At 38.5% G+C, this 25,954-nt stretch carries 25 protein-coding genes; 18 read left to right on the top strand and 7 right to left on the bottom strand.

Annotated features, from left to right (window positions below; genetic code table 11):
• Positions 1-60: 60 nt before the first annotated feature.
• Together RIB54_RS09305 and RIB54_RS09310 are read left to right on the top strand one after the other, a co-directional pair.
• The gene (locus tag RIB54_RS09305) at positions 61-1,593 is read left to right on the top strand and encodes an MFS transporter (RefSeq protein ID WP_350100648.1); all 1,533 of its coding nucleotides are present in this window, start codon (positions 61-63) and stop codon (positions 1,591-1,593) included.
• Positions 1,583-2,335, top strand: coding sequence for a transporter (locus RIB54_RS09310; RefSeq protein ID WP_350100649.1), 753 nt, complete (start codon positions 1,583-1,585; stop codon positions 2,333-2,335). Before RIB54_RS09305 ends, RIB54_RS09310 begins: the two co-directional genes overlap by 11 nt.
• On the opposite strand, the gene RIB54_RS09315 is transcribed toward RIB54_RS09310, so the two are convergent.
• Together RIB54_RS09315 and RIB54_RS09320 are read right to left on the bottom strand one after the other, a co-directional pair.
• Complete coding sequence (locus RIB54_RS09315; protein WP_350100650.1) at positions 2,332-3,888, bottom strand: glycosyltransferase family protein; 1,557 nt, start codon at positions 3,886-3,888, stop codon at positions 2,332-2,334. The genes RIB54_RS09310 and RIB54_RS09315 overlap by 4 nt on opposite strands.
• 44 nt (positions 3,889-3,932) lie before the next feature.
• Positions 3,933-5,603: an AMP-binding protein gene (locus RIB54_RS09320; RefSeq protein ID WP_350100652.1), complete on the bottom strand. Its 1,671-nt coding sequence runs from the start codon at positions 5,601-5,603 to the stop codon at positions 3,933-3,935.
• A 391-nt stretch (positions 5,604-5,994) separates the two neighbouring features.
• On the opposite strand from RIB54_RS09320, the gene RIB54_RS09325 reads away from it, so the two are divergent.
• From RIB54_RS09325 to RIB54_RS09365, 9 genes are all read left to right on the top strand, one after another.
• Positions 5,995-6,459 (top strand): Lrp/AsnC ligand binding domain-containing protein, encoded by a 465-nt coding sequence (locus RIB54_RS09325; RefSeq protein ID WP_350100654.1) that lies wholly within the window; start codon positions 5,995-5,997, stop codon positions 6,457-6,459.
• Between the two features lie 127 nt (positions 6,460-6,586).
• A complete protein-coding gene (gene sufB, locus RIB54_RS09330; RefSeq protein WP_350065964.1) occupies positions 6,587-8,032 on the top strand; it encodes a Fe-S cluster assembly protein SufB in 1,446 nt (481 codons plus the stop codon).
• Between the two features lie 33 nt (positions 8,033-8,065).
• Positions 8,066-8,485 carry a four helix bundle protein gene (locus RIB54_RS09335; RefSeq protein WP_350100655.1) on the top strand — a complete coding sequence of 140 codons (420 nt, stop codon included), beginning with the start codon at positions 8,066-8,068 and terminating at the stop codon, positions 8,483-8,485.
• 15 nt (positions 8,486-8,500) lie between these two features.
• On the top strand, positions 8,501-9,259 hold the full coding sequence (gene sufC, locus RIB54_RS09340; RefSeq protein ID WP_350100656.1) for a Fe-S cluster assembly ATPase SufC: 759 nt from the start codon (positions 8,501-8,503) through the stop codon (positions 9,257-9,259).
• Positions 9,260-9,269: 10 nt separating this feature from the next.
• Positions 9,270-10,583: a Fe-S cluster assembly protein SufD gene (gene sufD, locus RIB54_RS09345; protein ID WP_350100657.1), complete on the top strand. Its 1,314-nt coding sequence runs from the start codon at positions 9,270-9,272 to the stop codon at positions 10,581-10,583.
• A gap of 1 nt (position 10,584) precedes the next feature.
• Entirely contained in the window at positions 10,585-11,829 is a 1,245-nt protein-coding gene (locus RIB54_RS09350; RefSeq protein ID WP_350100658.1) for a SufS family cysteine desulfurase, read from the top strand.
• 1 nt (position 11,830) lies between these two features.
• On the top strand, positions 11,831-12,259 hold the full coding sequence (locus RIB54_RS09355; RefSeq protein WP_350100659.1) for a SufE family protein: 429 nt from the start codon (positions 11,831-11,833) through the stop codon (positions 12,257-12,259).
• Positions 12,256-12,582, top strand: coding sequence for an SUF system Fe-S cluster assembly protein (locus tag RIB54_RS09360; RefSeq protein ID WP_350065954.1), 327 nt, complete (start codon positions 12,256-12,258; stop codon positions 12,580-12,582). The genes RIB54_RS09355 and RIB54_RS09360 overlap by 4 nt, the downstream gene beginning before the upstream one ends.
• A 48-nt stretch (positions 12,583-12,630) precedes the next feature.
• Complete coding sequence (locus tag RIB54_RS09365) at positions 12,631-13,047, top strand: BrxA/BrxB family bacilliredoxin (RefSeq protein WP_350065952.1); 417 nt, start codon at positions 12,631-12,633, stop codon at positions 13,045-13,047.
• A gap of 65 nt (positions 13,048-13,112) precedes the next feature.
• Here the strand turns inward: RIB54_RS09365 and RIB54_RS09370 are convergent, their stop codons facing one another.
• The 3 genes from RIB54_RS09370 to RIB54_RS09380 are packed head-to-tail and all read right to left on the bottom strand — an operon-like array spanning position 13,113 to position 16,714.
• Positions 13,113-15,095, bottom strand: a complete 1,983-nt coding sequence (locus RIB54_RS09370) for a monovalent cation:proton antiporter family protein (protein WP_350100660.1) — start codon at positions 15,093-15,095, stop codon at positions 13,113-13,115.
• A 42-nt stretch (positions 15,096-15,137) separates the two neighbouring features.
• Entirely contained in the window at positions 15,138-16,058 is a 921-nt protein-coding gene (locus RIB54_RS09375) for an NAD-dependent epimerase/dehydratase family protein (protein ID WP_350100662.1), read from the bottom strand.
• Positions 16,055-16,714: a phosphoadenylyl-sulfate reductase gene (locus RIB54_RS09380; RefSeq protein ID WP_350100663.1), complete on the bottom strand. Its 660-nt coding sequence runs from the start codon at positions 16,712-16,714 to the stop codon at positions 16,055-16,057. Before RIB54_RS09380 ends, RIB54_RS09375 begins: the two co-directional genes overlap by 4 nt.
• Positions 16,715-16,817: 103 nt before the next feature.
• Between RIB54_RS09380 and RIB54_RS09385 the strand changes: the two genes are divergently transcribed.
• Together RIB54_RS09385 and RIB54_RS09390 are read left to right on the top strand one after the other, a co-directional pair.
• On the top strand, positions 16,818-17,072 hold the full coding sequence (locus RIB54_RS09385) for an acyl carrier protein (protein WP_350100664.1): 255 nt from the start codon (positions 16,818-16,820) through the stop codon (positions 17,070-17,072).
• Positions 17,069-18,253, top strand: a complete 1,185-nt coding sequence (locus tag RIB54_RS09390; RefSeq protein WP_350100665.1) for a cytochrome P450 — start codon at positions 17,069-17,071, stop codon at positions 18,251-18,253. Before RIB54_RS09385 ends, RIB54_RS09390 begins: the two co-directional genes overlap by 4 nt.
• Here RIB54_RS09390 and RIB54_RS09395 read toward each other — a convergent pair.
• Entirely contained in the window at positions 18,250-18,738 is a 489-nt protein-coding gene (locus tag RIB54_RS09395; RefSeq protein WP_350100666.1) for a hypothetical protein, read from the bottom strand. The two genes, RIB54_RS09390 and RIB54_RS09395, sit on opposite strands and share 4 nt — an antisense overlap.
• On the opposite strand from RIB54_RS09395, the gene RIB54_RS09400 reads away from it, so the two are divergent.
• Positions 18,739-18,996: an acyl carrier protein gene (locus RIB54_RS09400; RefSeq protein WP_350100667.1), complete on the top strand. Its 258-nt coding sequence runs from the start codon at positions 18,739-18,741 to the stop codon at positions 18,994-18,996.
• On the opposite strand, the gene RIB54_RS09405 is transcribed toward RIB54_RS09400, so the two are convergent.
• Entirely contained in the window at positions 18,993-19,493 is a 501-nt protein-coding gene (locus tag RIB54_RS09405; protein WP_350100668.1) for a hypothetical protein, read from the bottom strand. The genes RIB54_RS09400 and RIB54_RS09405 overlap by 4 nt on opposite strands.
• Before the next feature lie 210 nt (positions 19,494-19,703).
• On the opposite strand from RIB54_RS09405, the gene RIB54_RS09410 reads away from it, so the two are divergent.
• From RIB54_RS09410 to folE, 4 genes are all read left to right on the top strand, one after another.
• The gene (locus RIB54_RS09410) at positions 19,704-23,870 is read left to right on the top strand and encodes an FG-GAP-like repeat-containing protein (RefSeq protein ID WP_350100669.1); all 4,167 of its coding nucleotides are present in this window, start codon (positions 19,704-19,706) and stop codon (positions 23,868-23,870) included.
• A gap of 1 nt (position 23,871) precedes the next feature.
• On the top strand, positions 23,872-24,777 hold the full coding sequence (locus RIB54_RS09415; RefSeq protein WP_350100670.1) for a PorP/SprF family type IX secretion system membrane protein: 906 nt from the start codon (positions 23,872-23,874) through the stop codon (positions 24,775-24,777).
• Positions 24,778-24,880: 103 nt separating this feature from the next.
• Entirely contained in the window at positions 24,881-25,288 is a 408-nt protein-coding gene (locus RIB54_RS09420; protein ID WP_350100672.1) for a 6-pyruvoyl trahydropterin synthase family protein, read from the top strand.
• Entirely contained in the window at positions 25,251-25,937 is a 687-nt protein-coding gene (gene folE, locus RIB54_RS09425; RefSeq protein WP_350100673.1) for a GTP cyclohydrolase I FolE, read from the top strand. Before RIB54_RS09420 ends, folE begins: the two co-directional genes overlap by 38 nt.
• The last annotated feature ends 17 nt before the right edge of the window (positions 25,938-25,954 follow it).

Genomic DNA, 25,954 nt, shown 5'->3' on the forward strand with positions numbered 1-25,954 from the left:
AAGTTCAAAAAATGCTAACGATTGTATAACAATCAGGCAGTAATATTAGATACATTCACTATGGATAACATCTCTCTTTCCTCAGAAAAACCAAGGTTAGGTTTCTGGCAAATATGGAATATGAGTTTTGGGTTTTTAGGGATCCAATTTGGTTTTGCACTGCAAAATGCCAATACAAGTAGAATATTTGAAACACTTGGTGGTGATACCAAAGACTTAGCATTTTATTGGTTGGCAGCACCTGTAACAGGGCTTTTGGTTCAACCACTGATTGGTTATTATAGTGATAGAACATGGCACCCCAAATGGGGACGCAGACGCCCTTTCTTTGCTATTGGTGCCATATTAGCAACAATAGCATTATTTATCATGCCTAATTCGCCAAGCTTGTGGATAGCAATTGGTATGCTTTGGGTCATGGATGCAAGCATAAACATAAGCATGGAGCCTTTTCGGGCTTTTGTTGGAGATATGTTACCCCCCGATCAAAGAACCCAGGGCTTCGCTGTTCAAAGCTTTTTTATTGGGATAGGTGCCGTAATAGCTTCAGCACTTCCGTGGATGTTTTCCAATTGGTTTGGTGTGAGCAACACAACTGAAAACATTGGAGAAATTGCTGATTCAGTTAAATATTCATACTATATCGGTGGTATTGCCTTCTTAACTGCCGTGATGTGGACTGTTTTCACAACAAAAGAATACCCTCCTTCTGATGATGAAATCCACGAAGAGAAAAGTACGGAACCTTTGGTTATTAAATACACTCCTAATACTTATTTGAAAATAGGCCTGGCTTTGTTAGGTGTTGCGGCCTTATTATCTCTCTGGTTTTATTTTAAAAATATCGAACCCCAACTTTATGTACTTAGCGGAATCATAGCTGTTTTTGGAATTTGCTACTCGGCTGCATCTTTATTCATGTTTAGAGATAAGTATCGCAATGGCTTTGTGCAAATTGTAAGGGACTTTCAAAATATGCCCAAAACTATGATTCAACTGGCCTTTGTTCAGTTTTTTTCCTGGTTTGCATTATTTGCCATGTGGATATATACTGTCTCTGGTGTAACCAGCCATATTTATGGTTCTACAGACCCAACCAGTCAAGCCTATAATGACGGTGCTGATTGGGTATCATTACTTTTTAGTGGCTATAATGGAGTTGCAGCTTTGGCGGCATTGGCACTTCCCTTTTTAGCTAAAATTACAAGTAGAAGGGTAGCCCACCTGATAGCATTAAGCTGTGGTGGTATAGGTCTTATTTCATTTTATTTTATTGGTAACCCCACACTTTTGGCCTTTTCAATGGTTGGTGTGGGAATAGCCTGGGCAAGTATTTTATCAATGCCTTATGCACTATTATCTGGATCATTACCTCCACAGAAAATGGGGTATTATATGGGCATATTCAACTTCTTCATAGTCATACCTCAAATTGTTGCGGCAAGTATTTTAGGATTTTTAATAACTCAATTCTTCAATGGTGAATTTATATATGCACTCGTTCTGGGTGGAGGGTCAATGATTTTAGCAGGATTGCTATGCCTGATTGTAGATGATAAAGATGAAGTGGATATAAAGCAAAATGCAGCATAAATTAACCTCAATACTATTTCTCTTTCTAGTTGCAGTGGGCAATGTAAGTGCTCAGGATGACCCTATTTTTACAGATCGACCTAATGTGACTGATGCCATTGGCTTAATCAGCAAAGGCACTTTTCAGGTCGAATTGGGCTACTTTTCTAGCAAAATTGATGCAGGCACTAATAATTTAACGTCCAAAACAATACCTAATTATTCTATCAAATATGGCCTTTCAGACAAGGTCGAACTACGGATTTTAGGAACCTATTTGTCCATAGATAATGATATGGAGACCATCTCAGGGCTGAGTCCAATAACTCTTTCTCCTAAATTTGCATTATATGAAGGGCTCGGTGCCGTACCTAAGACCTCCCTTGCTGTAAATATGACTTTTCCTGATTTGGGTAAAAGGGAATTTCAGTTATCCGAGTTTAGCTATGGTTTCAGAGGTTTATTTGGTTATGTCTTTGGCAAGATTAGCTGGGATTCCTCTTTCGGTTTTGACTGGATAGATGGAAATAATGCCGTAAACGCCTATTCTTCAGCGCTGAGTTATCCGCTGGCTAACAGGTTAGGTGTTTTTGTTGAAATCTATGGTTCAGGCCGCTCCGATTATCTTCATGGCATAGATGCTGGCATGACCTATCTCGTGACCAATAATTTACAGATTGATTTCATTATTGGAAAAAACCTAAACTCTCTGGTTGAGTATACAGACTTTGGTTTTGGTTTTGCCTGGAAAACCGGCAATTAATCCAACTTAAATATTGTGGCCGTCTGGTCCCTGTGAATCCTTGGATTAAAGAAATGGAGCATTTTATCAAGACTCGAAGGTTCGATCTCAGTTTTAAAAACAAGGGCCTTATTCTCATATAAAGCCTCAACCCTCTTCTTTCTATCATCCAGATTATTTGCACCCTGAAAAATCACATAATTGGGTGTTTTACCCGCTGATCGGATTTCATTCTTCAAAGAATCCACTGATTTATCTGCGTTTAATGAATAAACCACATAATGGTTCTTGTCCATCTTCTCAACATCAGTCAACCCAAGGATTCCTTTATTCCATTCGTTAAAATCAGAATAATTATTACCAAGATAAAATACAGGTGGCTGCTTTACGCTACGTTCATTTTCTATTATCACAGATTGTGCGTCTTTTTGCTCATACAAGTAATGTAAGGGATCAACCCTATCCTTTTTGGTAAAAGTAAAGCACATAAAGGCTCCACCAATAAAATTCACCAGCCAAAAGAACTTCCATGAGACAGATGGAATAATGCTATATTTTGTTAGAAACTGTCCTTCTGCGATCTTTTTCCATCCGATAGTACCTAGTATTATTAGCATTGGAAACATGGGTAGAATAAATCGCTCTTGCTGATTAGGAAACGAGGAATGAAAGACAAAGAAAACCAGCACAGCCATAAACATGAGTGGCTCAATTTTGTACGATCTAACGTACCCAATCATTAAAAACACACTTACTGGTGGTATTAAAAAGCCAAATGTAGTCAGTGTAAATTTGAATGGAGAACCTGAAATAAACTCTCCCGAGTGACTGCTGTTATACCCAAAATACTCCACTATTGAATGAAAAGGATAGTCGAAGATTATGAGGTCGATGAGCCCTACGGTTAAAAAAGCTGCAAGTAAATAGCCCAGCGTAAAGAGAGCACTTCCAAGCCATTCTTTTCTAAAAAGAAGCACTAACCCAAGTCCACCGGCAAACAATATGGTATGGTACCTGAAAGCAAATGAAAGTCCGAACATGGCGCCTGAAAGCAGCCAAATCGAAAGAGTAGCACTTCCCTCTTTATGCGACTTTATCAGTAAATAAAAACCAAATAAAAGGGGTGGAATACAGGCCATTTCAACCAAAAAACGAACGCCCATAAAAGGCATAAACCAGAGTAGTGCAGTAATCCAACCAACCAGTTTGGCTCTTTTCTCATCAGCAATCAGTAGTGTTATTTTTATAGAAAAAAAGACAATCAGCAATGTGTAGGCGGCATGAACAAATCTCATGGCCATAGTTTTGAGGTAAGGGTCTTCAATCCCAAACTGTTGTACTACCCAGATGATGCCGGCATTTAAACCAGCATAAAACATACTATGCTTTGGTGGAATGCCATTTTCAAGCCAATGAGGAATACCATTAGCCCATGCATTAGCCACTCTTGTAACATCAAAATGGTCATCATGAAAGCCATAACCTTCAGAAAAAATAGCAGCCAAAACACGAATGAATAATGCTACTAGAAGTATGGTTTTAAAAGGATATTGCCTGTAGTATTCCCTGATCACTTTGAATGAAATTTCCGCAAAACTAGAAATAATTTCTAGGGAAACTAGGCTGTGGTCTCTTCTCTGAGTTCCCTGCGAATAATTTTACCCACATTTGACTTAGGAAGCTCCGTCCTGAACTCTACATATTTAGGTCTTTTGTATCCCGTAAGGTTTTCATCACAGTATGAATCAACTTCTTCTACAGTTAAAGATTGGTCACTTTTTACAATAAAAACCTTAACCGCTTCTGTAGATTTAGGATCAGGAACTCCTATCGCTGCCACTTCCAACACCTTAGGATGGTTGGCAATTACATTTTCAATCTCGTTAGGGTAGACATTAAAGCCAGAAACATTGATCATATCTTTTTTACGGTCAACTATTTTGAAGAATCCATCTTCATCCATAAGGCCCATGTCACCAGTCCTGAACCAGTTTCCTGGGAAAAACACTTGTGAGTTATCCTTATTCAGATAACCAGTCATTACTTGTGGCCCTCTTGCACAAATCTCCCCTACCTCTCCCTGAGCCAGCTGATTACCTTCCTCATCAAATATGGCCATCTCCGTACTTGGGGTTGGCAGGCCTATCGTGCCTCTTTTGTGGCTTCCGTCAAGTGGATTACATGATAATACAGGAGAAGTTTCGCTTAATCCGTATCCTTCTACTAAAGCTGTACCTGTTACTTCCTGCCACTTAGCAGCCACAAAGTCCTGAACTGCCATCCCTCCTCCGATTGTCGCTTTCAAACCGCTGAAATCAACATTTTTAAAATCTTCCTGATTAAGCAGCCCGTTAAAAAGCGTATTTACACCGGTCATCAATGTGAATTTCTGTTTTTTCAATTCACCAATAAAGGCTTTCATGTCACGTGGGTTTGTGATAAGAACATTTTTGGCTCCTATTTTCATCATAAACACCCCATTGACCGTCAAAGCAAATATGTGGTACAATGGAATAGCGGTAACCATGGTTTCCGTTTTCCCTATCTCTAACAAAGGATCAAACCACCAGATAATCTGCTCTGTATGAGACAACACATTTTTATGTGACAGCATGGCTCCTTTAGACACCCCTGTAGTTCCGCCAGTATATTGAAGAAATGCACAATCCTCCAAACCAATATCTGGTTTTGTGAGCTTTACGTTACTTCCTTCCTTTAAAGCGGTATTGAATTTTACTGCGTTGGGCAAGTTGAACTTAGGCACCATTTTTTTGATGTACTTGACCACAAAATTGACAATGGTTCCTTTCAACCCTCCCAACAAATCTCCAAGACCTGTTACAATAACATGCTCTATCCGAGTGTTTTTGATTATTTTTTCAAGGTTACAAGCAAAGTTTTCAACTATAACAATGGCCTTGACCTCTGCATCCTTAAACTGATGCTCCATTTCCCTGGGCATGTAAAGTGGATTGGTATTCACCACTTTTAGTCCTGCCCTGAGGGCTCCTATTAAGGCAATAGGGTATTGCAAGCAATTAGGCATTTGAATAGCGATAGTATCGCCTTTTTTCAGCTTACAATTATTTTGTAAGTAGGATGCAAAATTAAGGGACAACTCATCCACCTGGGAAAAAGTGAGTGCCTTGCCCATGTTTTCAAAAGCATCCTGATTGGAATACTTTTCAAAACACTCTTCAAACATTTCTACCAACGAGTTGTGCTTCAACTCCTCTATGTCCGCAGGTATACCTTTTGGATACCTTTTTATCCAAGCAAAATCAGCCATGCCAAATCAATCGTTTTCTAAACGGCTAAAGATAGATTTATTCTGGAATCTCAACAAATAAAAAAGCGACCCGAAAGAGCCGCTTTTTTTTAACCTATTAAACTTAAACGCATTTGCTGTAGGAGAAGGACTCGAACCTCCAAGAGGTGGTTAGCTATCATACATAGAAACACTAGTGGTCAACCCATTATATGACGTTTATCCCGATTTCCTCACCCCCGAGACAGGAGGGCTTGTTTGCCAATTTCAACACCCTACATTGTTTTTGATATTTCAAATGTAGCAAATCGATTCATTTATTAAAATTTTATCAATGATATTGATTAATATTTATTGTATTTTTAATTTTATTATGTTTAAATTAAAATATTAATAATTAAACTTTAAAAATATGCCTCTAAATTTCGAAATTGATAATGTGGACCTCAAAATCCTTGAAATTCTGATGAAAAACGCTAAAAAGCCCTATACAGAAGTGGCCAAGCAGGTGTTTGTTTCAGGAGGAACCGTACATGTCAGGATGAAAAAGCTAGAGGATGCTGGAATAGTTAAAGGAACTACCCTTGAAATAGACCCAACAAAACTTGGTTATGACATAACTGCTTTCATCGGGATATTCCTTGCCAAAAGCGAATTGTATGATGACGTGATCAGACAACTAAAAGAAATACCAGAGATAATTAATGTTCATTATACCACTGGTAATTATAGTATGTTCGCCCGCATCCACTGCAAAGACACACAACACCTTAAGGATTTACTGCATGATAAAATCCAAAAAGTAGATGGAATCGTGAGGACAGATACAATGATTTCATTAGAGGAGAGTATAAACAGGCATATTAGCCTCACATAGAACCAAATAAATTTGACCTATTAATATATAAGGAATTTCTATCCAAAAATTTGATTATTGGGAACATCCTTCCGTGAATTTTGTTGTACCTTTGCAATATAATTTGAAATTAGTCTAAATAATTCATATGAGTAAAGACAATCAAATTTTAGAGGAATTCACCTCCAAAGAGTACGAACACGGTTGGAGTATTGATATAGAGTCTGATCAGGCACCCAAGGGATTGACCGAGGATACCGTCAGATTCATTTCTGCTAAAAAAGAAGAGCCTGAATGGTTGCTTAAATGGAGGCTTGATGCCTTCAAAAAGTGGCAATCAATGAAGGAGCCAACATGGCCGAATGTAAAATATCCTGCTGTTGATTATCAGGATATAATCTATTATTCGGCACCCAAAAAGAAGGCTACCCTTGACAGCCTTGACGAGGTGGATCCTGAATTGAGGGAGACATTTAAAAAGCTGGGTATTTCCCTTGAAGAGCAAAAAAGATTGACAGGTGTGGCCGTTGATGCTGTCATTGACAGTGTTTCTGTGGCGACTACTTTTAAAGAAAAATTAGGAGAACTTGGTGTTATATTCTGCTCATTTAGCGAAGCCGTAAAGGAACACCCAGAGCTCGTTAAAAAATATTTAGGTTCTGTAGTGCCTACTGGTGACAATTACTTTGCAGCACTTAACTCAGCTGTATTTTCTGACGGGTCATTCTGCTATATACCGAAAGGTGTAAGATGTCCTATGGAATTATCCACTTACTTCAGGATAAATGCAGCAAATACGGGTCAGTTCGAGAGAACGTTGATTATTGCTGATGATGCTTCATATGTAAGTTATCTCGAAGGTTGTACGGCACCGCAAAGAGATGAAAATCAATTGCATGCAGCTGTAGTTGAAATTTACGCAGCTAAAGATGCTGAAGTAAAATATTCTACCGTTCAGAACTGGTACCCTGGGGATAAGAATGGTAAAGGTGGTATTTACAACTTCGTGACTAAGCGTGGTATCTGTGCAGGAGATAATTCTAAAATTTCATGGACTCAGGTTGAAACCGGGTCTGCAGTAACATGGAAGTACCCATCTTGCATTCTTAAAGGAGACAATTCTACTGGTGAATTTTATTCCGTAGCTGTTACCAACAATTATCAGCAGGCTGATACAGGTACCAAAATGATTCATATTGGTAAAAACACTAAATCGAGGATCGTTTCGAAAGGTGTGTCCGCAGGACATTCGCAGAATAGCTACCGAGGTCAGGTGCATGTAATGAAACGTGCTTCGGGTGCCCGTAACTTCTCACAATGTGATTCTTTGCTAATGGGAGATAAATGTGGAGCTCATACTTTTCCTTACATAGATATTGAGAATAGTACTGCTCAGGTTGAACATGAGGCTACTACTTCAAAAATTGGTGAAGATCAGATTTTCTATTGTACTCAGCGTGGTATAGACGAGGAAAGTGCAGTTGCTTTAATTGTAAACGGTTATTGCAAAGAAGTTCTAAACCAATTACCTATGGAATTTGCTGTAGAAGCTCAAAAACTTTTAGCGCTTACTCTAGAAGGATCAGTAGGATAACAGTTCTCAGTTTTTTGTTCATCGTTATTCATTATGTCAAGAATAGATAAATTTGAGGATTTAAAAAGTTGGCAAGAGGCAAGACTTTTATGCCAATCGATATATGGTCATTTGTTATCTAATGAAGAAATTAGAGATTTTCCCTTGAAAAATCAGATTAATAGTTCCTCTGGGTCAATAATGGATAACATTGCAGAGGGTTTTGGCAGAAGTGGAAATAAAGAATTTAGGCAATTCTTAACAATAGCTAAAGGCTCTTGCACAGAAGTAAAATCTCAATTATATCGATCATTAGATAGAAATTATATTAACGCTGATGTTCATCAAAATCTAAGTCAGAGTTGTGACAATATTGGCAAGTTGATCATGGGGCTTATTAAATATTTGAACTCAAGTGATTTGAAAGGCGGGAAATTTAAAAATGAGAGCAACACTCAAAAAACATCAAACTAAAAACAAAAAACAATTATGCTTAGCATAAAAGACTTACATGCCTCAATTGAGGATAAGGAGATTTTGAGAGGTATTAACCTTGAAGTGAAAGCGGGTGAAGTACATGCGATTATGGGGCCTAATGGTTCTGGTAAAAGTACTTTAGCTTCTGTACTGGCGGGAAGGGAAGATTACGAAGTGACAGCGGGAAGCGCTGATTTCGAAGGTAAGGATTTACTGGATATGGCAGCTGAAGAGCGTGCCCGTGAAGGTATTTTTCTGGCTTTTCAGTACCCTATTGAGATACCTGGTGTAAGTACCACTAACTTCATGAAAACGGCACTTAATCAAGTTCGTGGACATAAAGGCCTTGACCCTTTGGATGCAGTCTCTTTTTTAAAACTGATGAAAGAGAAAATGCAATTGGTCGAGATTGACCAATCATTGTTGAGCAGATCTTTAAACGAAGGCTTTTCTGGTGGTGAAAAGAAAAGAAATGAAATTTTCCAAATGGCAATGTTGGAACCAAAGCTTTCTATCCTTGATGAAACTGATTCAGGTCTTGACATTGACGCACTTAAAATAGTAGCCAATGGTGTTAATAAGCTTAAAAACAAAGATAATGCAACAATAGTGGTAACTCACTACCAGCGATTGTTAGATTATATAGTGCCTGACTTTGTGCACGTATTGTACAAAGGACGTATAGTTAAATCAGGAACAAAAGAATTGGCTTTAGAGCTTGAAGAAAAAGGATACGATTGGATCAAAGAAGAAGTAGACGCTACTATCTAAAATCAAATTTATGACTGAAGTTGCAGAAAGAAGTAAGGTTTTGGAAGGTCTAAATACAAGATTCTCTGGTCTGAATTCTAATTCAGAATTTCATACCATAAGGCAGAGAGCTTTTGATTTTGTCAATGAGAAAGGTCTTCCCCACCCTAAAAATGAAGAATACAAATTCACGAATGTTACCAGAATTTTAGAAAAGCAATTTGATATTTCTAAAAAAACAGGGCATGCAGTTGAAAAGTCTGATGTTGATGCACTCATATTTGAAGGGTTGGATGTTGTTAAACTCGTTTTTATTAATGGAGCATTTTCTTCAGAATTATCTGATAATGAAGAAATTAAAGGTTTAAAAATCTCTTCAATAGCCAGTGCCATCGAAATCAATGACCCTCAGTTTTTAGAGCTTTTCGGAAAGGCTACCAAAGATAACAATGATGAATTTGCAGCTCTAAATACAGCGCTTGTTGAAGATGGGTCATTTATTACAGTGGCTGACAATAGTATCATTGAAAAACCAATCGCTTTATTTTTTATCAATGACGCTACACAAGAGAAAAACTATACCACTTTAAGAAATCTGATTTCTATTGGTAAAAATAGCCAGGTTGATTTCCTGGAATTATTCTCCACAAAGGGAAACAATGATAGCTTCACCAATATTGTAACTGAAATATTGGTTGATGAGAATGCACATGGAAATTATTATAAAATCCAGAATAATAATGACAACGCATCACATATCGGCACCACCCAAATACACCAAAAGAGGTCCAGCGTTTTCTCTACATACACCTTCACATTAAATGGAGGTACTGTAAGAAACAACCTGAACATTGCCGTTGATGGTGAAGGCTGTGAATCACACATGTATGGCCTATATGTAGTCAACGGCAAAACGCATGTTGACAATCACACTGCTGCCGACCATATTAAGCCTCATTCCATGAGCAATGAGCTTTATAAGGGAATCTTAGAAGATACTGCCCGAGGAGTATTTAATGGTAAAGTATATGTAAGGCAGGCTGCTCAAAAGACCAATGCATTCCAGTCAAACAAGAACATTCTTTTGTCAGATACTTCTACTGTTAATACAAAACCTCAACTGGAAATCTGGGCAGATGACGTAAAATGCTCTCATGGCTGTACAACTGGTCAGCTTGATGAGGATGCATTGTTCTATTTAAGAGCAAGAGGATTGAGTAAAACCAGCGCAAGGGCACTGTTGCTTTACGCATTTGCCATTGAGGTAATTGAAAGTGTGAAGTTGGAACCGCTCAAAAATTATCTTGAACACATTATTTCTGATCGTCTACATAAAGACTTTTAATATGACAGCCATTAGTAGCAAAACAAAAACTTTTGATGTTGAAGAGATAAGAAAGCAGTTTCCTGTTTTACACCAAACGGTTAACGGAAAACCACTCATCTATTTTGACAATGCTGCTACCAATCAAAAACCTAAAGCTGTTATAGATGCTATATCCGGTTATTATTCAGGTTACAATGCCAATATCCACAGAGGCATTCATACATTGGCTGAAAAAGCTACCAAAGCATTTGAAGAAACCAGAAAAACACTAAAAGCATTTATTAATGCCAAGGAAGTAGAGGAAATCATCTTCACTAAAGGCACTACAGAAAGTATCAATCTGGTAGCCTCTTCTTTTGGCCGCAAATTTATTAATGCTGGTGATGAAATTATCATTAGTGGATTAGAGCATCATTCCAATATTGTTCCGTGGCAATTGATTGCCGAGGAAAAAGGGGCAAAAATCAAGGTCATTGAGGTGAAAGACGATGGCTCTTTAGATATGGAGCAATACAAGCTTTTGCTTTCAGACAAAACTAAATTAGTGGCAGTAAACCATGCTTCTAATAGCCTTGGAACCATTAACCCCGTAAAGGAAATAATAGATGAGGCACATAAAGTAGGTGCAAAAGTATTGATCGATGGTGCTCAGGCTACTGCTCATTTAGATATTGATGTTCAGGCTTTGGATTGCGATTTTTACGCCATTTCAGCGCATAAATGCTACGGCCCTACTGGCACGGGAGCACTGTATGGAAAGCGCGAGTTATTAGAGGCTATGCCTCCATATCAGGGTGGTGGGGAAATGATTAAAGATGTTAGCTTTGAAAAAACCACTTACAACGATATTCCTTATAAGTTTGAGGCCGGCACGCCAAACATTGGCGATGTAGTGGCGTTCAAAACTGCACTGGATTTTATTACTGAACTCGGTAAAGAAAATATTGCCAGGCATGAAGATGAGCTTTTAGCTTATGCAAAAGATAAGATTCAGAAAATTAAAGGTGTGAGGCTTATTGGCGATGCAAAAGAAAAAGTAAGCGTATTGTCCTTTATTGTTGATGGCATCCACCCTTTTGACATTGGGCAAATGCTAGATGCCAGCGGTATAGCTGTAAGAACGGGACATCACTGCACGCAACCTTTAATGGATAGATTCAGGATAGAAGGAACTGTAAGGGCTTCTTTCTCGGTTTACAACACCAAACAGGAAATTGACAAAATGATCGAGGCTCTTGATAGAGTTGTCAAATTCATGAAATAATATGTCAATAAAAGAAAAGCAAGAAGAAATTATAGAAGAGTTTGCCATTCTTGATGGGGATATGGAGATGACCAATTTCTATGTGATGGAATTAGGGCAGAAACTACCACCAATGAGTGAGGCAGATAAAACCGATGATAATATTGTAAAAGGTTGCCAATCAAAAGTATGGCTTACAGCCGACCTGGATGGTGATAATATTACTTATCATGCTGACAGCAATACGGCCATAACCAAAGGACTGGTAAGTTTGCTTGTAAGAACATTTTCCGGACAAAAAGTGAACGATATTCTTAACGAAGAGGTTTATTTCCCAGAGCGTATTGGTATGGAAAGATTCATTGGTACACAGCGTTCTAACGGCTTTGCTGCCATGATAAAACAAATGAAGCTATACGCATTGGCCTATAAAAGTAAGATAGAATCATGAGTGAGATTAAAGAAGCAGAAATAACGTTAAGGGATAAGGTTTTAGAGGCACTAAAGAACGTATATGATCCTGAAATACCTGTGGATGTATACGAGTTAGGATTGATCTATGAGATCACTATTCATCCTGTTAACAGTGTTTATGTGCTTATGACATTGACCTCTCCTAACTGCCCTGCGGCTGAGACAATTCCAGCGGAGGTTGAAGCAAACATTAAGAAGATAGAAGGTGTTAATGACGTGAATGTTGAAATCACTTTTGATCCTCCTTATTCTCAAGACATGATGTCCGAAGCCGCAAAGCTTGAATTGGGCTTTTTATAAGAACAATAGATATTCAATAATTTAAATAAAATACTAACTACAAATAATATGTATCCAGAAGAACTAGTAGCCCCAATGAGAGTTGATTTAACTTCTGTAGGGTTTGAAGAATTAAAAACCGGTGCTGATGTTGACAAGCATCTTACCGACCATAAAGGAACCACTTTGATGGTGATCAACTCTGTGTGTGGATGTGCCGCAGGTGCAGCTCGTCCAGGAGTAAAGTGGGCTGTTGAGCAAACAGATAAGAAACCCGACCACCTTACCACTGTGTTTGCTGGTGTAGATCAGGAAGCCGTGGCTAAAGCCAGACAGTATACTTTGCCTTACCCTCCTTCTTCTCCTTCTATCGCTTTGTTTAAAGATGGTGAGCTGGTGCACTTTGTAGAAAGACATCACATTGAAGGCAGAAATGCTGAAATGATTGGCAACCATTTGTTAGAGGTATTTAACGAATACTGCTAGTCGCGGAAGTAATTTAATCTGAGGCCCTGGTTTTTATCAGGGCCTTTTTATTTGCTTTACAACACCTAAACCTTCAACAACTTATTAATATCAGACACCGCTTCTGGTGTGCCCATGATGTAAAGAATGTCGTTCTGGTTAATTTTGGTATTACCATCGAGATCGGTTATGAAATTTCCATCCCGCTGAATAGCAACAATATTTACCCCCCAATTTTGTCTAATAGCTGCATCTTCCAGTGATTTACCAACAATACTGTTATCACTTTGAGACACGGTGGCACTTGTAATTCTTAAATTAGGAATGTTTAATCCATTGGCATCCTTACTAATCCCGGGTCTTATCATTTTATAATTGTCACCTCTTATATATTGGACAAGATTGGTAATCTGGTCATCTGGGATGAGGTATTTGTACAAAACCCTGGTAAAAATCTCAATACTGGTTTCGAATTCTTCTGAGATCACTTCATCAGCGCCAAGGTTAAGATTAGTGGAAATTTCGCTGATGTACCTGGTTCTGACAATGATAAATACTGTTCGGCAAATCTCCCTTATTGAACTTACCACCTTCTTGGTTGTTGCCCCATCAGAAATAGCAATAACAGCTACCCTTGCGCTCCATACTTTTACCTGCTCTAAAATAAACGGATTAGAAGCATCCCCAAAAATAATAGGCTCCCCGTTGGCCTTTTCAGCATGAACGGTTTCTGCATTCATCTCAATAATAACATAGGGTATCCCTGTTGATTTTGCTGCTTTGGCCACATTTTTACCATTAACACCAAAACCAATAATAATCAGGTGATCCTTAAGCGATTTAACATTTTCCTGTTCATCGACCTGTTCATTCCAGTAGTTAAACTTTGCCAGGTTTTTTGATAACTGGGTATTGCTGAGCAGCTTCACTATCCTGCCGGAAAACATGAATACTAAGGGTGTCAGGGCCATGGACAGTATAGATATGGAAAGAAAATATTGATTGGTTACGGCATCCAACAACCCATTTTCTATTCCTACCTTTGATAGTATAAAGGCAAACTCCCCCACCTGAAAGAGGGCCAGCCCGACCAAAATTGACACTCTTGGCGGATATTTTAATATTGCAGCGGCTACAGAGCCAATCAACCCCTTCAAGATGAAAACAACCACTGTAAATCCTATGATAACCCCTGCATTTTGCAAAAAGAATGTAATGTCAAGCAGCATGCCAATAGACACAAAAAAGAAACTGGTAAATATTTCCCTAAAAGGCATAATCTGGCTTGTTGCCTGATGGCTGTAGTCAGATTCAGAAATAATAAGGCCGGCAATAAAAGCACCCAATGGCAGGGAAAGGCCAATGCTGGATGTTAACCATGCTACTGCGAAGCAAGACACCACAATGGTAAGTATGAACAACTCCCTGCTTCTTGTCTTGGCTACTTCAAACAGTAAACGAGGAAAGATGTACCGTGCTGCAATAATTACCAAACCAACAACAAGCAATGTTTTTAAAACCAGGCTGGCGAGCGTAAGCAATACATTATCAGACTTGCCCGCCATTATTGGGGCAAGTAGCATCATAGGCACAACTATAATGTCCTGAAAAATAAGGATGGCAAGGGTAGTCTTTCCATGCGGACTATTAATGTCCCCACGGCTTTGCAAAATATTCAATACGATAGCCGTACTGCTAAGGGAAAATAGAAAGCCTATAAATACTGCCTTTGTAATATCATACCCTATGTAGACAGATAATAAACCAGCTACCACAATGGTGAGCAAAACCTGAAACGCCCCTCCCAGGAAAACCGCCTTCTTTATAGCGGCAAGGCTTTTCAATGAAAATTCCAATCCAATAATAAAGAGTAGAAGAATAATGCCTATTTCTGATAGAATTTCTACTTCATGAGAAGCTTTCACCAGGCTCAAGCCATGAGGGCCCGCCATTATCCCTGTAATCAAAAACCCTAAAATAGTAGGTAGTTTGAGTTTTTGAAAAATCAAAATAACAACAACCGACAATCCTAGAATAATGACAATATCGGGTAACAGTGGTATGTTCATAAAAGCAAATAGATAAATAAATATAAGATGACAAATAAATATTTAGAAACTCAGATGGTTCCTAAACTCAGTTATCTCATCTTTAAATGATTTGGATGTATCAATACCCAGCTTACTGTTCAATTCATCATTGGGCTGTATTTTAAGCTCACGTAGCTTGAGGTGTTGATTTACAAATATGAATTCCAATTCCTGGATTAGCTCCTTTAGAACATCAACAATATCCAAAACAACCAAATCCCTGGCCACAAGGTTATAGGTACCTGAGCTTATTGTGTTATTCAGCAGCCCCGCCAAGGCCTTGGCTATCTGATCGATATGAATGAATGACCGATGTTGTCTGCCATCTCCGTGAATCGTGATTTTTTTATTGAAATTGGCCTCAAACACAAATTTATTGATCACGGCATCAAACCGCATACTCTTGCTGTAGCCATAAACATTTCCGCATCTCAAAATATAAGTTTCCATCTTATCACTAAGCCGGCTTACCTGTTCTTCTCCACGCATTTTGGAAATGCCATAAAATGTCTTGGGATTTGGCGTTACCTCCTCACCTACCCCTTTTTTTGAAGATCCATAAACACCAGTACTACTGGTATAAATAAACTTTCTGACGTCACTATTCTCCACTGCGTAAACCAGTTCGGCTGTCCCCCAGTGATTGACCTGCTCAAAGAAATGTGGGTCCGTATTAGCGAAAGGCGTAGTCACCTTAGCGGCCAAATGATAAACAACATCCACACCATCCAGAACCTTTTTGAGCTGGCGCGAGTCCAAGAGTTCCCCTTTTACAAAGGTGAGCTTATCATAATTATTCATTTTACCATTAATGAATAGGTTATAGTTGCTACGGCTCAGGTTATCGTATACAATAACCTCTGCAACGTCCTTCTGCTGAACCAAAGCATACACCAGTTCTGTGCCTATATATCCGGCTCCACCTGTTACTAATATTCTCATTTACTTACTAAATCTGTATGAAGACCACATTCTGTTTTATTCATGCCATACCACCTTGCTTCCCGCTCCATCATCTCCGGATCAACCTTTCTTGTGCACGGCTCACAGCCTATGCTCAGGTACCCATTTGACTCAAGAGGGTGCTTCGGGAGGTCATATTCTTTCTGATATTGATAGATAGTTTTGGCGTTCCAGTCGAGCATTGGGTGAAACCTGACCGTATTATGAGGTGCTGGCTGCTCTACCTTCATCGCTTTGCGCACGGCACTCTGATCTGCCCTTACACCATTAATCCACACATCATGACGCAGTAGCAGGGAATCAACAGGCTGTGTTTTGTTCAGGTAGCAACAATGGTCAGGGTCAGAAGTAAACAAAAGCCTGCCCTCACTATCGCGCTGCATAAATTTTGGCACATCAGAACGAAGGTCAATCAAATTTGTTAACCCAAACTTTTCTACTACTTTATCCCTAAAAGCCACCGTTTCCGGAAAATGATAACCAGTGTTAATAAATACTATTGGAATGGAATTGTCTATCCTGCTTAAGATGTGGAGCAGCACCAAACTGTGCGATTGAAATGAGGAAGTAGTAAATAACTTTTTACCCTCACTCTTATAATTTTCAATAGCACTTTTTATCTCTTCGAAATTCAAATTACGCCCGTTTTAGGTTACCAAAGTTATTCAAACGCTTTTCAATTGGAAATAATTTGGATTAATAGTCTATTATTCATTTTTTCATGGAATTTTGATTTAGATGGAAGTGGAAAACACACGGCAAATAATACAGGTACTGAAAAGGCTCATTGCCAGTGAACAGAATTTGGCATTGGAGAACATTCAAGATCACAACTCCTTTTTCGATCTGGGCCTTGATTCTATAAGTGCTGTTTATTTGATGGAACTGGCAGAAAATGAATTGAATATCAAACTAACTCCACTCGATTTCTGGGACTATCCTACCATTGCACAATTTGCCGAATATATCTTCAATCAAAATTTTAAGCGATGAGTTTGTGGAGCCCACATAGTCCTGAAAATATCCTCAGTCCATATCCAATGTATGAACGGCTTAGAGCTGAAGCCCCTATATACAAGGCACAAACCGGGGAATGGATTTTTACGAGGTATGACGATGTGAAGCACGTCCTTACCAACCGGGTTTTTGGAAGTGGAAACCGGAAAAACTGGATTGAGCGAGGAGTAGAATATCTTGCACAAAAGGATATTGACCTGGCCTTCATTGCAGAGGCCATGAACAATTTTATCCTGCAACTAGACCCACCATCACACACCAGAGTCAGAAGGTTTGTAACAGACAACTGGGACAAACATGGCGTAGAGCAACTAATAGAAGAAAACACCAAGGTTTTAATAAATGAAATCAAGTCAGACGAATTTGATATTATCAAGTCATTTGCCGCCAAACTGCCTTCAATGACAACAGCAAGAATAATGGGCTTGCCTTTGGCTGATCATCAATACCTCCATGACTTATCTTCTGAGATGATAAAAGCACTGGATCTATACGTTGACTTAAAAGAGTTGGTGAGATTAAATGATGCTTCAAAAAAATTTATCACCTATTTCAAAGAGAAAATCAACAATGAAGAACTGGGTGATGGATTAATAAAACACTTGTTAACCATTAATAAAAAGTCCACTGAACCACTCAATGAAAATGAGCTTATCTCATTGTTTATATTCCTGTTTGTTGCCAGCGAAGAGACAAGCGTCAGCTTTTTGGGCATGACATTGTTCAATATCATTCATCATGATCTACAACCAACACTAACAAATAAAGCCAATATCAATACAGACATTGAAGAATTTTTAAGGTATGATTCTCCTGTACAACTGCTGGGAAGGATAGCCCTTGAAGACATTAGTATTAGGAATATAAATATCAAGAAGGGTGACACGGTAACACTTTCTATTGGTGCGGCTAACAGAGACCCTGAAATATTTTCTAATCCCAATGAAATTCAACTTGGCAGAAATTCCAAACATCTGACTTTCGGAAAAGGCACCCACTACTGCCTGGGGGATTGGCTTGCGAAAGCTGTAGCTAAAATTGCTATAAAAGAGGCATTAAAATCCTTCAGTAATTTACAAATAGTATCGCCCCCTGCTGACTGGTATAATAACATTGCCATTAGAGGATTCAGAAGCCTAAAGGTGAAAACCAACTAGATCATTGCCCCTTTAAAGTACCTGAGCCTGATTTGCTTTCCTTTTTTTGTATATCCTGCCAAAACGAGCTTTGAAGTTGGATAAACCAACTCCTTACGGGTTTTTATCAGTTGAGGATTTTCGATTAATGTTATAATCCCTACACAGTTGCTTTTCCCTGAAACATACAGGCCTTCCAGAAATTCAAACGATTCGGCTATAAGTTTATCAGACAAACCGGGTATTCGATATTCAGGATCAATCAACATTCTGAAACTGAAGAACTTGTTATTATTTAGATTGGGGACTTCAATTTCCTTTGCGGTAGATAGGCCAATAATTTCCTGATCCAACTGAATCTGACAAACCACCTCTTTAGCTCGTTCATTTACATCAAAACCAGCACTGGAAAATAGGCGCTGCCAAAACTTTATAGAAGAAGATTGTGCATCTTCATTTTTCCAAACGCTTTGTATTTGAAGTCGCTGATTTATAATTTCACTCATATGGCTAATAATGTAGATAAAGATAAGATTCAAAATTTTATAATTAATGAACTATCTGCTTTGCTGAAGATTGATTCGGACAAAATTGACCCAAGCATAGAATTTTTAAACCTTGGCATAGATTCATTGACAGGTTTAAATCTTATGACCAAGTTAGAAAATCTGCTTAAAATGGAATTAGACCCTATTATGTTTTGGAACTACCCAACAATTGAAAAGTTAAGCGAGCACTTATCCACAAAAACATCTGCACTTTAGGCTAACCTGGCATTGTCAAAATAAGAAATTCTGATACTATCACCCGTACTGTTGTTCCCAATGTAAATCATATTCACTCCAGGCCAGATTACATATCTCGCATTACTGGATAATCTCTCATTTTGTACAACAGCTAAAAGTCCTACCGGCTTATTTTCTTTAAAACTATTAAGGTCCTTCTCGAGAATGGATTTGGTTTCAATGGTCAGCTTTGTCTCCATGCCTATTACTCTGGAGTCCTTATGAATTAAGCAGCGATACGCATAAACATACGACCTCAATTCTTTAAAATAAGTGTGAAAGGCAGTTGAAACGCCTACAACCTCCTCATTTTTATTTTTAATAATTATAACAACTTGCTTTGCTCTCTTAGCAGCCTCAAGTCTTGACAGTATGCCAAGGCGCAACCAAAAGGACACAACTTGTTCAATCTCATCGCTGGTGATTTTCTTCCAGACAACATGCCATTTAAAATCGTGAATAGACCTTTTCATCATAAACATTAACAATCGCACATAAAAAGCACATCACAATTATAGTTAATTTATTGCGGTCACCATTTTCCAATTATTAGTATATAGTGCTGTGAGCTATCTATTATGTTTATATTAATTCTTAAAATTTTGTTAAAATTAATAAATATTACATGGATAGAAGCCGTAAAAAGCTCATATTTGAAGTAATTAACCAACTAAAAATCAGCCTCAATGAAAAGCAATCTTCGTGTTCTATACGGAACCACGTTGGCAAAATATTCGAAGTTTAAGTCCAGATATGACAAGAACGTTCGAAATGGGCACTTTAAAGATCTTAGTGATCGCAAGAAATCACAAATAATCTCGAAGCTCAAAAGGCTCTATAATCGACTTTGCCAATTAAGGCTACAATTGAAGTTAGCTGCTGCAACCGGAATTTTAGCACTTGGCTTAACCGCTACTCAATCAGCAACCGCCCAGCAACTGGGTCCATTTGTTGTTAGCGAAGAAAAAAATCCTTTGCCACCATTATTTCCGAACGAAAGAGATGAACAATTGGCAATTGCTGATTTGGATAATGATGGTGATTTGGATGTTATTGTTGGAAGGAACTATGGAGATATAAGGTTTTTGGAGAATGTTGGTTCAGCATCAAACCCTAAATTTGTTAATAGGATTGGAGTTGACAATCCATTCAACGGCATTTATGTCTCTTACTATGCTTCACCGGCCTTGGCTGATTTAGATGGTGATGGTGACTTAGATTTTGTTTTGGGAACAAACCTTAATGACCTTGCTTTCTTTGAAAACACGGATCCTACCACTGATCACAGTAACCCACAATTTGCTCCACAGAGCGACCCACCGCATCCTGTAGATAATCTTGTCAATAAGTATGGCAATTATATGCGGCCATCTATTGTAGACATAGATAATGATGGAGATGTAGATATTTTCGTAGGTCAAAACTACGAAGGTTCTGCTTATCCAATAGTTACATTTTGGCTGAATGATGGAACAAACATTTTTACACAACAAATAGGAACTGGTGCAAACCCACTATTTGATGTCCTAGAACCCGTAAAAGGCGGAATGTCCAGGGCTTATCCCACCTTTATAGATATTGATGGCGATAATGATCAAGATGCCATTATGGGAGACGCTTCTGGAAATATTCGTTTTTTTAGAAATGATGGAAATGTTACATCACCAGATTTTACAACAGAGGTAACTGGTGCCTCCAATCCGTTTAACACCATAAGTACTTCATACAATGCCTCCCCTGAATTTGCTGATCTGGATAATGACGGTGATTTTGACATGATTTTTGGTTCAGGACCATATGAAAGATTAAGGTTTTTTGAAAATATTGGTACTTCTTCTTCCCCTGTTTTTGAAGAGAAACTTGGATTTGAAAATCCATTATATGGAACTAACTTAGGTGACTTTGATATTGCTCCAACAACAGTTGACTTAGATGGCGATGGTTTTTTGGATATAGTTATTGGGAGCAAATACGAACAGACCCTCTTCTATTTTGAAAACAATCACAATGGAACGTTTACCGAGAAGGTTGGTTCAGACAACCCTTTTGAGAACCTAACAGGATGGACTACCTACGAAGAAAGTCCTGTTCCTGCATTTGCAGATATAGATGGTGATTTAGATTTTGATCTTTTTCTATCTGTAACAGATGATGAATCGGGTCCCAATATTCCAGAAGTTAAACTGTGGTCAAATGATGGTAGTAACAATTTTACCCCAGTCACTAGCCCCATTACTACATATGCATATAGCTCCAAATTTAGCACAACGGTTAATGATTTCGATGATGATGGTGATGTCGATGCTATTATAGGTACACCGTATTTTGGAGGTAGCTTTATTTTCTCTAGAAACGATGGTGGGGCAACATGGGTAGATCAACCCTCTGGTAATGCTCCATTTTTTGGCGTAGATATAGCTGCTGGGATAACTGAATATGCCAAACCTGTCATGGTCGACCTTGATCATGATGGTGACTTGGATGTTGTGGCTGGTGTTGATAACTCTACCTTAGCCGGTCAACTTGTTTTTTTCAGAAATACCAATGGAGTACTACTCCTACAAAATTTTGCAGCCAATCCTTTTGATGGAATCGATGTGGGAGGCGAATCGCACCCTGCTTTTATAGATATTGACAATGATGGTGACCAAGATGTCTTAATTGGTGAGGCATATGGAGATATTGCTTTTGTTGAGAATCAAAACGAATCGCCTACCCTCAGTCTTGCAGCCGGACCAATCAACTACACTGAAGGAGATGGGCCTGTCTCAATAGACGCGTTATTAAATGTTACTGACGATGCTCCCGGAGAAGGTGATTTAATTCAAGAAGCAAGAATTAGAATTGTTAACTATGTTAATGGCCAAGATGTATTAACCTTTACATCATCTTCGAACCCAGATGCTAACATTACAGGTATATTTCAAACTACTGGTTTAGATGCAGGCACATTGATTCTTACTGGAATGGATACCCTTAAAAATTTCATCCCTGTAATGCGGTCAATCATGTATGAAAACACCAGCATTGCTCCGAATACAACAACAAGAATCATTGAGTTTTCGGTCACAGATTGGGACAATACAAACCCAAGCCCCACATCAATTAATATTAATATTAATGCTGATAACTCTGCACCTATAATAACAGCATCCTCTGCGCCAAATGCAATATATAACGAGGATGATAGTCCAGGAGTAATTATTGACGGTGGATTGATAGTATCAGACGTTGACAACACAACACTGTCAAGTGCTACAGTTCAGATTACAACTAACTTTCAAACCAGTGAAGATGTACTTGAATTCACAGATCAGAATGGAATTACAGGAAGTTATAATGCTACTATTGGGCTATTGACCCTGACGGGTTCAGCTTCGGTTGCCAATTACCAAACTGCCCTGCGCTCGGTCAGGTATTCAAATACTTCGCAAGACCCAAACAATACCAATCGTACCATAAGAATCAGGGTTAACGATGGCACAATAAATAGCAATCTGGCGACCCGTATTGTTGAGGTGGTGCCAATAAATGATGCCCCTGTTGTTTCAAGTAGTAACACTACCACCCTTGATTATGATCATAATACAACTGCCATAGTGGTTGATGATCTTCTTGACATTATTGATGTTGATGACACCCAACTTGTCAGTGCAACGGTTACGATAACAGGATATCAGACTGGTGATATTTTGGCTGGAACAGCCCCTACCGGAGGTTCGATAGACTTTGATGCTGGAACTGGAATATTAACACTTTCAGGAACGGCTACATTGGCTGAATATATCTCAGCATTATCCACAGTCACCTTTTCTTCTGATCAATCAGGATCAAGGCAATTGAATTTCTCCGTTAATGACGGCACTAATGATTCCAATATTTATTCAAGGGATTTAAATATTATAGTACCGAATGAAGCTCCGGTTATTGCCTCAACTGGTTCTGGGTCAATTGATTATGAACAAAATGCAGAGGCCAGTATACTTGACAATTCTTTAACAATTAATGACCCAGATGACACCAATATTGAAAGTGTTTCCGTCAGTATTTCTGGATATCTAGCAGGTGATACATTGACCATCTCAGAACCGACAGGTACAACATCAAGTTTTGATGACACTACTGGCATTTTAATGGTGACTGGCAGTGCACCTATAGAAGATTATGAGGCTGCTCTACAATCACTTTCTTTTGCTAGTACCAATGGAGCTGGCGCACGTCAAATTTTGATAGTAGCCAATGACGGTGATGACAACTCGAATACATTCACAATAGATGTCAATATCAGTGATGAAATAATACCTCAACCACCTGTTGTCAATACCACCCCTGCAACAACGCAGGAAGGTAGCAGGCTTACTATTGATTTATGTGCCATCATTTCAGATCCTGACAATACATTTGATGAATTAACAATCACGGTTGTTAGTATAACTTCAGGTGCTGTCACTTCTATTGATGGCTGCGATCTGGTAATAGATTATGAAGGTCTTGATTTTTCAGGAACCGACTCTATCGTCTTGAGTGCCACAGACCCGGATGGGAATACAGATCAAAACACTTTATCAATTACTGTAGAAGAAGAGCCTGTGGTAAACGGGGGCGATCTCCTTATCTATAACGCTATCTCTCCAAATGGTGACGGTGCAAATGACTGGTGGGAGATTGTAAACCTTACTACCCCGAACAAAATTGAGTTATATAACCGCTGGGGAGATCTGGTGAAGACACTCAATAATTATGAAAACATAGAAAACAACAGCCAACTTGATGACTTACCAGTTGGCACCTATTTCTACAAAATATCTTCACCTCAAGGCGAATACACTGGATATATAACCATTAAGAAATAATATGAAAAGATACCTTACCATCGCTTTAGTCTGGTTAGCTACTTATGGTTCGTATGGCCAGCAGGATCCTTTGTATTCACAATACCTGAACAATCCTATTGTATTAAACCCTGCCTATGCAGGTATCAATAATGTATTCAGCGCATCATTAGCCTATCGTGCGCAGTGGACAGGACTGGATGGTGCTCCTAAAACGGCTTTACTATCTGCTAATTCATCATTCTTTGATAACAAAGTTGGTGGTGGGCTTACCATTATCAATGACAAGATTGGTTCTGTCACAAACACACAGATCAATATTTCAGGGGCTTATAAAATTGAATTTGGTGATAACACCTTCTCTTTCGGGATGCAGACTGGTATTAACACTTATAGAGAGAACAATGATGAGTTAGACATAAGAGACCCCAACGATGCCTTGTTTTCGAGCAATCAAAGCTTTACCAAGATCAATATTGGTGCTGGAGCCATTATTAAAGGTCCACAATATTTCATTGGGTTGTCGGTGCCAAGGCTAATTAACAGTACTGAAAATATTGATAATGTTGAGACACAGATTTACTCAAGGCATTACTATCTCGGACTTGGTTATGTATTTCTATTAAATAACAGCCTGGCACTTAAAACCGGAACGCTGATTAAAGCAGTTGCTGAAGCTCCGGCATCTATCGACTTAAGTGCCTCCCTCCTGTTTCTTGATCGATTTAATGCGGGCCTAATGAGCAGAAATCTTGAGACTTATGGACTAACCTTCGGAATGCTTTTAAAAGAAAATTTACGGTTTGGATACACATTTGAGGTTCCTACTAATCAATCGGTAGGCAGCCAGTTTAGTAGTCACGAGCTTACGCTAACCCTGGATTTAGAACTTTTAGATGGTCATTTCATAAAAGAACGCTACTTCTAAACTCCTTTTATTCAATATCATCAGAATATTTGCCCTGATATATAAAATAATATTTATTCTTGTTCGAACATTAATCACTGATCCGGTGTTTGAATTTGAGTAGATGAAAGTAGCTGTTTATAGAAAGGAGCATTTTAATGCCGCCCACCGTTTATTTAACCCTGACTGGGACGATGAGACAAATCAAAAAGTCTTTGGAAAGTGTAATAACCCTAATTACCACGGACATAATTATGACCTTGAGGTAAGGCTGATTGGGGAGATAGATGAACGTACTGGCTACGTCTACGATATGAAAAAATTGAGTACTTTGATCAAGGATAAAGTCTTAAAACAATTTGACCATAAAAACCTTAATCTAGATACCAAGTATTTTAAAAATTTAAACCCAACAGCCGAAAATATTGCCGTAGTGATATTCAACATCTTACGAAAGGAAATAGATGAGGCCATTGATTTAAAAATCAGATTGTATGAAACAGAAAGAAATTTTGTTGAATATCCAGCATAACTTTGATGATCAGGACATGGATGATGACCATGTAGCAACTTCATTTGACACCCCGCTTAGAGGTGATGCATTTGAAATGCATGATGATGAAAAGGTAAAGCAGATAGAAAGTCATTTTACCGAAATAATGAATATTCTGGGGCTGGATTTAACGGATGATTCGTTAAAAGGCACTCCACATAGAGTAGCCAAAATGTATGTGAAAGAGGTTTTTAGTGGATTAAACCCTGCTAACAAACCAAAGGCTCGTCTATTTGAGAATAAGTACAAGTATGATCAAATGTTGGTAGAGAAGGACATCACTTTCTACTCTCACTGTGAACACCATTTTGTTCCCATTTATGGCAAGGCACACGTAGCCTACATTTCAAGTGGAGAGGTTATTGGTTTGTCCAAAATCAATAGAATTGTGCAATACTATTCAAGAAGACCGCAAGTTCAGGAGCGATTAACTGTGCAGATAGCGAAGGAGTTACAAAACGTATTAAAAACTGAACATGTAGGTGTTGTAATTGATGCTACTCATATGTGCGTTGCTTCCAGAGGTGTCGGTGATACCAATAGTAAAACTGGAACCGCTTTTTTTGGTGGCAAATTCAAGGAAGATCAGGCTAAAAATGAATTTCTTAATTATATAAACAGCAAATAGTCATTACTTACCTGTTA

It is taken from the genome of Fulvivirga sp. (genome assembly GCF_040218215.1).
Taxonomy (GTDB): Bacteria; Bacteroidota; Bacteroidia; order Cytophagales; family Cyclobacteriaceae; genus Fulvivirga.